Below are 12,041 nucleotides of genomic sequence, written 5' to 3'. Positions count from 1 at the left end.
TCACGCCGACGCCGCTGCACACGCAGGCCGACATCGACCATCTGGCCTCCGCGCTCTGCGACCTCTGGTCTCAATGCGCCCTCGCAAGGGCGGTCGCTTAAACAGGGAAACGGACCGGCTGCGAGCGGCCTGTTTCCGAAACTCAAAGTGAGGTGGAACCCTATGAAACTTTCTTCCGCAATCTTGGCAGGCGCGGCCCTGCTGGTCGCATCGAGCGTATCCGCTCAGGAGATCACGGGTGATCCTGCGGCCGGTGAAAAGGTCTTCAAGAAATGCATGGCCTGCCACGCCATCGACGGCAAGAACAAGGTCGGGCCTCATCTTGACGGCGTCTACGGCCGCACCGCCGGTTCCGTCGAGGATTTCCAGAAGAAATATTCCAACGGGATCAAGGAACTGGGAGCCGGCGGCCTCGTGTGGAACGCCGAGACGCTGACGCAGTACCTGCCGGCGCCGAAGGACATGGTCGACGGATCGAAGATGACCTTCAAACTGACGAAGCCGGCCGACATCGAGAATGTCATCGCCTATCTGGCGCAGGTGAGCGGCGTCGAATAATCGCCCGCTGAGAACGCCTTTTCAGATCGAAGGGAACCCTGCCAGCCTGGCGGGGTTTTCTTTTTGTCGACCTGTCGTGATCCGGCCTGCGCCGAACTTCCCCAAGGAAAGGGTGTTCTCATGGCGGGTCATCGCGGTTAGACCATGGCTCGAATGAGCGACCAAGGCGGAGAAGTTACATGAGCGGTCTTCTGGCCCTTCTCGACGATGTCGTGGCGATCGCCAAGATCGCCGCCGCGTCCGTGGACGACGTGATGGGACAGGCGATCAAGGCCGGGGCCAAGGCGTCCGGCGCGGTGATCGACGATGCGGCGGTGACCCCGAAATTCGTGCATGGCTTCGAGCCGGCGCGCGAATTGCCGATCGTCTGGCGCATCGCTGTCGGCTCGATCCGCAACAAGCTGCTCGTCCTGCTGCCCGCCGCCCTGTTGCTGTCGGCCTTCGCACCCTGGCTGATCACGCCGCTCCTGATGCTGGGCGGCATGTATCTGTGTTTCGAGGGAGCGGAAAAGGTGGTGCATGTGATCCGGCCGCATCACGGTCCCGAGCACAAGGCAGCGGCCGCGACGCCTGAAAACCCGCTGCATCTCGAGGAGCAGAAGGTCGCGGGCGCCATCAAGACGGATTTCATCCTGTCGGCCGAGATCATGACCATCATCCTCGCCGCGATCCCCGAAAGCACTTTCTGGCTGGAAGCCGCCACGCTGGCCGTCGCCGGTATCGGCATCACCGCCGTCGTCTATGGTGGTGTGGCGCTGATCGTGAAGGCGGACGATGTCGGCCTGCTGATGGCGGAGCGCGGACGCTTCGCCGTCACGAGGGCTGTCGGCCGCGCCATCGTCCGGGGCATGCCCGGTTTCCTGACCGTGCTGACCACAGTCGGAACGGCCGCCATGCTGTGGGTCGGCGGATCGATCGTCGTTCACGGCCTCGAATCGCTCGGCTTCGCCTGGCTCGGTCACCAGATCCACGACTGGGCAGTCGCGGCCGGCCACGCTGTGTCTGGCGCAGAGGCTGCCGTCGAATGGATCGCCAAGGCGGCGATGGACGGTGTCTTCGGCCTCGCTCTCGGCCTGGCGCTCATCCCGATCGGCCTCTCTCTTGTCGCACCGCTCTGGAAACTGGTCACGGGCGGAGGCGACAAGAAAGCGGCTTGAGGGGTCAGATGTAATGCTCGAGCTGGTCGGCAAGAGCGTTTCGGATCGTCCTGCTTTTCCAGTACTCGTTGTGGCTGAAGGGATTCCAGCCCGTGAACAGATTGCCGACGCGGATCGCATGGTCGGTGACGAGCTTGCCGTAGTCCTCGCTCAAGGCTTCCAGCGGATAGCCGAGGACATCGTCCTTGTCGTAGTAATTGTCCCAGGTGAAGTCGTCGGTCGGCTTGTCTATCGGCACGCGCTCTTCCGGCCGCAGGCCGGCGATGAACATCGGGATGTTGCAACCGGTCGTGATCATCGCCTTCAGCGTCGTCAGCTTTTGAAACTCCAGCCGCGGCCCCTGCGGGCTCTCCCGTTCGGCTTTTTCCCAGAAGCCGTAGGTCTTGGTCTCCTTGTTGGCGTCCCAGATGTAGTTGGAGATGACTTCGCAGCCGAGTGAATGCGCAAGGACGACGACTGGCGGGGAGCTGCCGCCGACATTGTCATGGGCGGCACCCAATTTCTCCATGATGTGGCCTTGGGTCAGGTAATAGGGCCCGCCCTCGGTGGCGCGTGAATATTCGAGGCTCCCCGCATCCGCGATCCCGTTGATCGCCAGCTTGCGCAGCGGATGCCAGGACATCTTGCGTTGCGTCTTCCGGTAGTAGTCCAGTTCGTTGGGCTGCAGGAAACCCTGGTAGTAGATCTTGACGATTTCGACCTTCTGCCACCGCTCTTCGAACGTCCTCTCCATCGCCTCGATCATGTCGTTCGGATAGGTGATGTCATCGTCGCTGGAAATCTCGCCGGTGGCCGTATCGCCTTCGCCCATTCCGTGAATGGTCAGAAGAACCACCGTCTTGGTCATGTGCTCGTCCCTCCAAAGCTTGCGAATAGGGAAGTGTCACACGAAAAACATGACGTGGCGACAGCAAGAATTCATGCGGGTGAAGTATTTTCAGCGGGGCTTAGCGCGATTGCTCGGTCAGCCATTCGAGCAACTCGGCAACGACAGGCTCGCGCCGGATCTCGTTCAGCGTCTCGTGGCGCATCTCCGGCAACAGGCGCAGCGTCACATCCGAAAAGCCGCTGGCGCGCATGCGGTCCGCTTGGCGCCGCACCGATTTGCCGAACTCCGTCGCCGGGTCGCGTTCGCCGCCAAGCAGGTGATGCGGCAGGCTGCGCGTGGCCTCCGGCGCGTCAGCGACGCGGGTGACGGTGAAGACGAGATCGAGAATGTCGCTCCACATGCCCACGGAGGCCGGCCAACCGCACAGGGGATCGGCGACATAGGCATCGACGATCGAAGGATCGCGGGACAGCCAGTCGAACTCCGTACGGCGGTTCTTCACCGACCGTGCCCACTGGCCGAAGGTGAGGCGCGGCAGCAGGGCGGACGGCATGTCCGAGCCGAGCCGGAACCGTTCCCAGGCGAGCACCGCCTGTGCCGCCCTTCCGGCTGGCCCGGCAGTCAGGCTGGCGTTCCAGGCCGCGACACCGGCGATGCGCCGAGGCTCGCGAAGCGCGTAGGCGAGCGCGATCGTCCCGCCCATCGAATGGCCGAACACGATAACCGGCAGGCCGGGATGCGTTTCGGCGATGCGGTCCTGGACAGACACGATGTCGTCGATCACCAGCTTCGCGCCGTCGCCGCCATGGTCGAACGAGCCGAGCGGCGCGCCGGGCGCTTCCGTGAAGCCGTGCCCGCGATGGTCATGCGCATAGGCGTGGAACCCTGCCGCCGCGAGCACGCGGGCAAAACCGGCATAGCGTTCCGAATGTTCGGCCAGGCCGTGCAGGATGTGCACCGCGCCGATCGCCTCTCCCCGCGCCGGTTCGTGGCGAAGCGCCAGCGCCGCGCCCGTGGCGGAACGATGGACCTGTCTGTCGGTGAACGCCATGTATCTTTGCCCCCCGCCATTGAATAGCGGCCAAGCGGGGCGTCGTGTCAAATCCAAACCGGTCTTGCGCATGGCTACGGCGCGACGCCGAACAATTCGCGGCGCTTGGCGCGGTAGTTCTCGGCCCGGAAGTGGCCAGCCACCCACCCGTCATCCTCATGCAGGAAGCGGATGTCCGGATCGCTTTGCCCGTCCTCGGCCTGCCGGTTGGCGACCTGCCGAAAGTAGAAATGGTTCAGCAGCCGGAAGAACTCCGTGAGATAGATGTCGGAGACCGCGGTGTCGCCGCGGATCAGCAGCATGTTCTCGTCATTGGACGTCAGCGATCCGGGCGAGAAGTTGGCCGAGCCGGTGAACACGACCGGATCGTCGCTCAACACGTCGATGCCCATATATTTTGTGTGAATGAAGAACACGTGGCCAGAACTGCGGAAGTGATGTTCGCGCCACATCCAGTGTTCCAGCTTGAAGCCCGGTATGTCGCGCCAGTGGCCGAGCGAGCCGGTTGTGCCCAACCCCTGACCGAAGACGACGCGCGTGTCCCGGTCGCGCTCCACCATGTCCTGCGCGTCTTCGCCACGGCTTCGCTGCTCCATCAGGACGTAGCGCAGATAGTCGCGGTCATTGTCGAAGTATCGCGCCAACCGGGTCGTCACACCGAAGGCCGACGTCAGGATCACGGTCTGCTCGGCCGCTTCGATGCGCCGGCCGTACCAGTCCAGCATGGACGAACCCCGCCGGGGTGAGAAAAGCGGCGTCACCGTAGCGTCGGGCAGTACCTCCGGCGGGTTCGGGCTGTGCATGCCGGTAAAGGCCTTCATCTCCTCACGCTCGGCGTCGCGGGCCAACAGGGCGAAATAGTCCGCATAGGCCTTGGCAACGGCCTCGTCTCGGACGATGTGCCCGGTGTTGCTTTGCCCGCAGAAGCCGGACGCAGTGATGTTGGTGGAGCCTGTCCAGACCTGGATCGGCCGGCCGTTCTCCTTCAGCACCATGAACTTGTTGTGGGTGATGTTGATGAAGTGGATGCGTTCACGGAAATGCAGCCGCGGCCGGCCCTGGAACGGTGCGATCGCCGCCCGGTTCATCTTGCCGTACTTGGTCTCCGCCCGTGCATTGGCGCTGCGCTCGAAGTGATCGGCCTCGAAGGTCACTTCCACCATCGCGCCGCGCGCCGCAGCATCGGCAAGCGCCTGCAGGATCGGGGGATAGGTCAGCTCGTAGAAGCCGCAATGCAGGCTGAAGCGGCTGTCCGTCGCCTGTGCGATGAAGGCGAGCGCGCCCTCCAGCAGTCCGCGAGACAGCCACTTGGTGCGCTCGGCATCGGGATCGTCCAGCTGTGCTGCGAGTTCTTCCTCGTCGAGTGTCTCGTCATTGGCGAAGCGTTCGGCATAGGCCTGGCTGACGATCGCGCCGCGATTGAAGAACACTGAATGGCGGCCATTGACCTCCGATTCCGTGCGGATCGTGAGTTCCAGATCCGTGCCGGCGCGCAGGTTCGAAAGGTCGCCGTCGGCCGGCCGGAAAAGCGGTCGCACGACATAGTGATAGTCGCGGTCGGGCTCGGCCCAGTAATGCCCCCATTTGAAATCCTGGACCGGGTGCTCGACCGTCTTGAACCGCTGCGCGCGCTGCGGGTCGGGTTCGACGGACCGGAAGCACTTGAACCCGTTCAGCCAGGTGATCGCGCCGCCCGCCGAAAAGCGGATGCCGACGCCGAAGCCGAGGAACCCGTCCAGCACGTCCGGCCGCGCGTTCATCGCCAACATGACCGCGCGCGTGCCCGAGATGGCGTGAAGAGAAAACCCGTCTGCTTTTGTGAAGATGCGCATGCAGGACTTCCCGTCGTAAGAACAGGATGGGATTAGCATCAAGCATAACACACATGCCGCTGCGGTATATTGCAGGTTCTTGGCGAGGATGTCGAAGGCTCAATCCGGGCGTTGCGCCAAGCGGTTGAAATCGTCGCCGGCGCGGCGGTCGGCGCATTGCCCCTTGCCGCGGTTTCGCCTAGTAACGCGCAACAATCCCAACAACGCGATCCGGTGTTTTCGAATGGCCCGCCAATTCATCTATCACATGTCCGGCCTCAACAAGGCCTACGGCTCCAAGAAGGTTCTGGAGAACATCCATCTGTCCTTCTACCCCGACGCCAAGATCGGCATTCTCGGCCCGAACGGCGCGGGCAAGTCCACCGTGTTGCGCATCATGGCCGGCCTCGACACCGAGTTCACCGGCGAGGCCTGGCTCGCCGACGGCGCGACCTGCGGCTATCTCCCGCAGGAGCCGCAGCTCGACGAGGGGCTGAACGTGCTCGGCAACGTCATGGAGGGCGTGGCCGACAAGAAGGCGATCCTCGATCGCTACAACGAATTGATGATGAACTACTCCGACGAGACGGCGGAAGAGGGCGCGAAGCTGCAGGACATCATCGACGCCCAGAACCTGTGGGATCTCGACAGCCAGGTCGAGATGGCGATGGAGGCCCTGCGCTGCCCGCCCGGCGACGCGACGATCGACAACCTCTCCGGTGGTGAAAAGCGCCGCGTCGCGCTCTGTCAGCTTCTGCTGCGCCAGCCCGACCTGCTGCTGCTCGACGAGCCGACCAACCACCTCGACGCCGAGACCATCGCGTGGCTCGAAAAGCACCTGCGCGAATATCCCGGCGCCGTGCTGATGATCACCCACGACCGCTACTTCCTCGACAACGTCACCGGCTGGATCCTCGAGCTCGACCGTGGCCGCGGCATTCCCTACGAGGGCAACTACACCGCCTATCTGGAAGCCAAGGCCAAGCGCATGGCGCAGGAAGGCCGCGAGGAGGCTGCCCGCCAGAAGTCTCTTGCCCGCGAACAGGAGTGGATCGCGTCCTCGCCCAAGGCCCGCCAGGCGAAGTCCAAGGCCCGCATCAAGGCCTATGACGAACTGGTCAAGTCGGCCAATGACCGCCGTCCGGGCGACGCGCAGATCATCATCCCGGCAGGCGAGCGGCTCGGCCAGGTGGTCATCGACGCCGAAGGCATTTCCAAGGGCTATGGCGAACGCCTGCTGATCGACGACCTGACCTTCAAGCTGCCGCCCGGCGGCATCGTCGGCGTCATCGGCCCGAACGGCGCCGGCAAGACGACGCTGTTCCGCATGATCACCGGCCAGGAAGCCCCCGACACGGGCGAGGTCACCGTCGGCGAGACCGTCAACCTCTCCTATGTCGACCAGAGCCGCGACGCGCTCGACGCCAACAAGACCGTCTGGGAGGAAATCTCCGGCGGCAACGACATCATCAAGCTCGGCAAGCACGAGGTGAACTCGCGCGCCTACTGCTCGTCCTTCAACTTCAAGGGCGGCGACCAGCAGCAGAAGGTCGGCACGCTGTCCGGCGGCCAGCGCAACCGCGTGCATCTGGCCAAGATGCTGAAGGAGGGCGGCAACGTCATCCTGCTCGACGAACCGACCAACGACCTCGACACCGAGACGCTGGGTGCGCTGGAAGAGGCGCTTGAAGCCTTCGCCGGCTGCGCAGTCATCATCTCGCACGACCGCATGTTCCTCGACCGCCTCGCCACCCACATTCTCGCCTTCGAGGGCGACAGTCATGTCGAGTGGTTCGAGGGCAACTTCGAGGACTACGAAGCCGACAAGATCCGCCGCCTCGGCCCCGACAGCGTCAACCCGAAGCGGGTGACGTACAAGCGGCTGACGCGGTAGCGCGCGTGCTGCGCGTGCCATCGCGAGAAGGGCCGCGTCTCTTGATTTGAGACGGATGGTGCGCGCAGGTCGAACTGCGTGATGAGATTGCAGCCATTTCTTTGGCTGATCAGCTCGAGATGATGGAAAATCGTCTCGCTCGAACGGTCGTCGCCTGCCTGAAACGGGCCCGCGTTTCACGACATGCGGCGGCCGTGCTCCTTCTGATCAGCCCATTCGCTTGCCGACACCTTCGTGTTCAACCCGGGCAGTGGCCTTCACTGAGTCGCCGACTGGAAAGTCGCTTCCGACATGATCGACTGCTCCGCTTGTGCGGTCCTGGATAATTCTCCGATCTGACGATCATCGACAATCGCCTGACGACACGAAACGCGTTCGACGGCAACGCGATCCTCGTCCTTGGATCGACGGGCGAGATCGAACCCTCGGGTTTTGTGTTCGTGTGATCGAGCGGAGGCTATTTCTTCGATCTGCCTGCTTCCCGATCCGGCCGCTGCAGTGTTTTCGCGTGGCACAGACGACATTTTCTGCCCCAAAAAGAATTGCCGGTTGCTGTTGCGGCTGCAATCAAATGATGCAAAATCTATTAAGTTATAATTAGTCAGTATTCTGATGGGGCGAGTTGATGGATCTGACGATTTACGCTTCCGACGTAAATGACGATGGCGAGGTCCATCTCAACATACCGACGAATTTCTTTCTTGATTGGGGTCAGGAACCTCCGTCGAATCCCGGTGTGCGACTCGGCTATATGCCTGGAAGGCTGGATTGGACCAACTGGACGACAGAACTGCCGCCGGGTTCTCAAGACAATTTTCACACCTACTGGGAAGCGACATTCTCCTTTTCCTACATTATCGCCGGCCAGGGCGAGGCCCTGATCCTGATCGAACCGGTCATGCTGGAGATGAGCGGTTCCTATTACAGCGAGAGTGACCCGGGCGCCGACATTCCCCCGGTCCCGGAATATTACGTTCCCGAAATCGGCTACGAGGGTGCCAACATCCATGTGATCGGATCGGATGCCGCTGACATCATTGATCGTTTCAGTAATCCGTCCTGGTACGAATACTGGGGCAGTCAGACCATCGACGCCGGGGCGGGCGACGATGATCTCTGGAATCTCAAGAACGGACTCAGCGTCATCAATTGTGGACCGGGGAACGACAAGGTCTACGCGCTGACGGGGGGGCAGGCCATCATTGATGGCGGTGAAGACAATGACGAAATCCTCGCCAAGATGGGTGATCTGATCAATGGTGGCGACGGGTTGGATTTTCTGCAGATTTCATTTCAGGCAGCCTCGTCGGGAATGCACTTTCAGTTCGGGCAGGCCACGCCCTTCGCTGCCGACGAGTCGAACGGAAACACACAAATCAAGGATGTCGAGTATTTCGACGTCAACCTGACGGGTTTCGACGACATTCTGGACTTCAGGGGGGCGAGTTTCGACCCTGATGCACTCCTAAGAAGCTCCCGGTTCAGCGCTGGCGCCGGGGTGGATGCCATCTACGTAGACGAGACATCGGCCGGCTATGCGGCGGTCAATGGGTTCGATGTCGTCTATTACGATATTTCGAACTCTGATGTCGCCGGGCATATCAGCACGTTTGACATCAAATTCGGCGACCAGCTGAATATCAGATACACCGGCGGCGCTTCCATGTGGTTCGACGTGGATGGTGGCTCCGGTGACGATTTCTTCTTCCTTGGCTCGGCTGGGGGCATCGTAAGGGGCAATGGCGGAAATGATTTCATCGGCGCGTCAAACGTCGCGGGAGGGCAATCCCACACCTTCGAAGGCGGCAAGGGCGATGACACGCTGGAAGGCGGATTGGGCATTGACACCGCCATTTTCTCGGGAAGCTACTACGATTACCTGATCGACTTCGTCGCCGGCACGATTTCCGGACCCGACGACAACGACACGTTCAAAGGGATTGAGTTTTTCACCTTCGACGACGGCACGCTCGATCTCGCCACCGGTGCTTTCAGCGGCGCGGGCCCGACCGGAGGCGTCAGGATCATCGGAACGTCCGGCGCCGACGAGATTGACGCGACCCACACGCCGGCGATGCAATTGCTGCCGACAGCCTACGCCGACGAAATCTACGGCCTTGCCGGCAACGACAGGATTGCGGCGGGTGCCGGCGATGACACGCTGGATGGCGGCACCGGTAACGACGTGCTCATCGGTTCGGCCGGCGCGGACAGCTATGTCGGCGGCATCGGTGCGGATGATTTCTACATCGACGCGCTCGACACCTCGTTCGACGGCGGCGGCGGCTACGACCGCATCATCGTCGCCGACACGAACGGCGTGAATGTCGCGCTCGCCGGCACCAACATCGAACGCGTCATTGGCGGCAGCGGTGAAGACACCTTCGACGGCACCGGGGTCGCGACGTCGCTTGTCATCAGCGGGCTCGGCGGCAACGACACGCTGACGGGCGGTTCGGCGGTCGACCAGATCTCCGGCGGCGACGACGACGACACGCTGGATGGCGGCGACGGCAGCGACTTCCTGTTCGGCGATGGCGGGTCGGACAACTTCATCGGCGGCAAGGGCGACGATCGCTTCTTCGCCGATTCCGGCGACGCCTCCTTCGATGGCGGTGAGGGCTACGACCGGATCTACATCCAGGACACCGGAAGCTTCGTCTTTTCGTTGGCCGGCACGGATGTCGAGCGGGTCAACGGCAATGACGGCGATGACGTTCTCGACGCGACCGGCGTGACGACCAGTGTCACGCTTGCGGGCGGTGGCGGTTCCGACACGCTGACGGGCGGTGACGGTAATGACGTGATTGCAGGCCAGGCCGGCGCCGACATCATCGAGGGTGGTGCGGGCACCGACTCGCTCTTCGGCGGTGCGGATGCGGACACCTTCGTCTTCAATGCCGTCAGCGGCCTCGACTACATCGCCGACTGGGAAGACGGATCCGACAAGATCAACTTCTCCGGCTATGCGGCTATCGACGAATTCTCGGACCTGACGATCATCGACAATGGCGGAATGACCCGCATCGAATTCGACGGCAACGCGATCCTCGTCCTCGGATCGACGGGCGAGATCGAACAGTCGGATTTCGTGTTCGTTTGAGGCGGCTTGTCGGCGCGTCATAGATCAACCGGCTGGGTGCCAAAGTCACGGCCAATAACCCAAACGGGTCATGCGCCGTATCCCCGGATTTCCTAAGGTCTGACCGTTCGGCATCCATGTCGAGCGCCAGCATGCCTTTGTGCGGCCGAGAACAAGAGAAATGAGAGGCCGTCAGGCGGTGGTGGTTGCCGTAACGCAAGGCTGCTACTTAGTATTGTAATTTCACGGTGGGTACCTCCGAAAATCTGAATGACAATCATCCCGGTATTTTCGATTATGGAAAAGGCGATGGACATGAGACGCGTCTCGATCGAGCTCCGCACATTTCGCGGAAGAATGCCTGAACCGAGATGACGCAGCTGTCCTACTGGTACCCGATGAATGATTGGTCGCCCGTGACGGGCGGGCCAAGCCAGGCCGACATCGAGGACGCCGCGGACTTGTTCGGCACGTTGGGTGTCACGACCCTCGTCATCGGGATCGACGGACGAAAGCTCAGTTCCGAATGGGATTATCTGGACGGGTTCGACTCAAGCGCTTTTGCTGCGGACCTCGAAGAGACGCTCGACCTGCTGTTTGCCAGCGGCTTCACCGGCAATGTCGAGCTCATGCCGATAAACGGTCTCGAAAATTGGAAGACATCGGAGCATGAGCGGGCCTTCTGGATGATCGACGCCACCCTGACCTTCGTGGGCAATTCGGAGCATCAGGACAGCATCACGGGCATCGTCACCGACACGGAGTTCGCCTCGACGGATGATTGGATACTCGCCGATGACGCGGGCAAGGCCGACATTCTGCGGCAATACACCGTCCTGCTTGAAGGCGTGAATGACAGGGTCAAGACCTTCGACGCAAGCCTGACGACCTCGACCTACCATGGCGCTTTCATCGACACGGGCGACACTCGTTTCGAGCTTGAGGGTGTCAATTACGGCGATTCAGCCATCCTGGGAGCGGATGTAGACACCATCATCCTGCCGATCAGGCTGACCGACGCCATTGACCCCGACGTTGATCACGACTTCGACGAACTGGTCGCGCGGGCGGTCGCCCAAAGCGCCGACGAACTCGCCAATCTGTCTGCGACCTCGACCCGGATCGTTCTCGATTTCGAGTGGGAGGAGAGCCATCGAGATCTCGGGGCCCCGAACTACTTCGCGCAGGTCGAGGCCGCCATCGGCGCCACGATTGCGGATGATCCCGCCTTCGCAGGCGTCGCGGTCTTCATCCACCCGACACTGAGCACTGTCGATCTGCTCGACCTGCACATCGAAGGCCTTTCCACATCGGAAGTGCTGAAAGGAACCGTCGGAGACGACACGATTTCCGGCAATGGCGGGATCGACAACATCGACGGCCTCGCAGGCAACGACACCCTCAGCGGCGGCGACGGCGATGACACGGTCGATGGCGGGCCGGGCGACGACCTGATCATCGGCGGGTCGGGCGAGGGCAATGACGCCTATGACGGCGGCGACGACACGGACACGCTGACCTATGAGAGCACGACGCTCGGCGTGACGGTGTCGCTGTCGACGGGCACCGCCTCGGGCAGCGAGATCGACAGCGACACCATCGCCAATATCGAGAATGTGAAGGGCGGTTCGGGCGCCGACGTCATCTCCGGCAACGGCT

7 protein-coding genes and 1 pseudogene are annotated in these 12,041 nt (G+C 62.1%); 5 read left to right on the top strand and 3 right to left on the bottom strand.

All coding sequences use genetic code 11. The features are described from left to right. Positions 1-162: 162 nt before the first annotated feature. Both MRY80_RS13765 and MRY80_RS13760 read left to right on the top strand, forming a co-directional pair. Positions 163-558, top strand: coding sequence for a cytochrome c family protein (locus tag MRY80_RS13765; protein WP_293291599.1), 396 nt, complete (start codon positions 163-165; stop codon positions 556-558). A 179-nt stretch (positions 559-737) separates the two neighbouring features. Next, positions 738-1,715: a DUF808 domain-containing protein gene (locus MRY80_RS13760; RefSeq protein WP_293291598.1), complete on the top strand. Its 978-nt coding sequence runs from the start codon at positions 738-740 to the stop codon at positions 1,713-1,715. A 4-nt stretch (positions 1,716-1,719) separates the two neighbouring features. On the opposite strand, the gene MRY80_RS13755 is transcribed toward MRY80_RS13760, so the two are convergent. The 3 genes from MRY80_RS13755 to MRY80_RS13745 form a co-directional block, all read right to left on the bottom strand. Then, positions 1,720-2,562, bottom strand: coding sequence for a hypothetical protein (locus tag MRY80_RS13755; protein ID WP_293291597.1), 843 nt, complete (start codon positions 2,560-2,562; stop codon positions 1,720-1,722). A gap of 100 nt (positions 2,563-2,662) precedes the next feature. After that, positions 2,663-3,595, bottom strand: a complete 933-nt coding sequence (locus tag MRY80_RS13750) for an alpha/beta hydrolase (protein ID WP_293291596.1) — start codon at positions 3,593-3,595, stop codon at positions 2,663-2,665. Positions 3,596-3,669: 74 nt separating this feature from the next. Further along, positions 3,670-5,427, bottom strand: coding sequence for a phospholipase D-like domain-containing protein (locus MRY80_RS13745; protein WP_293291595.1), 1,758 nt, complete (start codon positions 5,425-5,427; stop codon positions 3,670-3,672). Positions 5,428-5,650: 223 nt separating this feature from the next. Here MRY80_RS13745 and ettA point away from each other — a divergent pair, with 223 nt between their 5' ends. The 3 genes and pseudogenes from ettA to MRY80_RS13730 form a co-directional block, all read left to right on the top strand. Continuing rightward, the gene (gene ettA, locus MRY80_RS13740) at positions 5,651-7,300 is read left to right on the top strand and encodes an energy-dependent translational throttle protein EttA (protein WP_293291594.1); all 1,650 of its coding nucleotides are present in this window, start codon (positions 5,651-5,653) and stop codon (positions 7,298-7,300) included. A 751-nt stretch (positions 7,301-8,051) separates the two neighbouring features. Then, a complete protein-coding gene (locus MRY80_RS13735; protein WP_293291593.1) occupies positions 8,052-10,403 on the top strand; it encodes a calcium-binding protein in 2,352 nt (783 codons plus the stop codon). A gap of 350 nt (positions 10,404-10,753) precedes the next feature. Beyond that, positions 10,754-12,041: pseudogene (locus MRY80_RS13730) on the top strand (hypothetical protein); the annotation flags it as partial.

Source organism: Oricola sp. (assembly GCF_022763245.1).
Taxonomy (GTDB): Bacteria; Pseudomonadota; Alphaproteobacteria; order Rhizobiales; family Rhizobiaceae; genus Oricola.
Note: the sequence above shows the minus strand (reverse complement) of the source record. Positions and strands in the feature narration are given on the sequence as shown.

Bases quoted from the DNA above. Each gene is read 5' to 3' on its own strand.
- MRY80_RS13765 (WP_293291599.1), top strand. From the start codon at position 163: ATGAAACTTTCTTCCGCAATCTTGGCAGGCGCGGCCCTGCTGGTCGCA.
- MRY80_RS13760 (WP_293291598.1), top strand. From the start codon at position 738: ATGAGCGGTCTTCTGGCCCTTCTCGACGATGTCGTGGCGATCGCCAAG.
- MRY80_RS13755 (WP_293291597.1), bottom strand. From the start codon at position 2,562: ATGACCAAGACGGTGGTTCTTCTGACCATTCACGGAATGGGCGAAGGC.
- MRY80_RS13750 (WP_293291596.1), bottom strand. From the start codon at position 3,595: ATGGCGTTCACCGACAGACAGGTCCATCGTTCCGCCACGGGCGCGGCG.
- MRY80_RS13745 (WP_293291595.1), bottom strand. From the start codon at position 5,427: ATGCGCATCTTCACAAAAGCAGACGGGTTTTCTCTTCACGCCATCTCG.
- ettA (WP_293291594.1), top strand. From the start codon at position 5,651: ATGGCCCGCCAATTCATCTATCACATGTCCGGCCTCAACAAGGCCTAC.
- MRY80_RS13735 (WP_293291593.1), top strand. From the start codon at position 8,052: ATGCCTGGAAGGCTGGATTGGACCAACTGGACGACAGAACTGCCGCCG.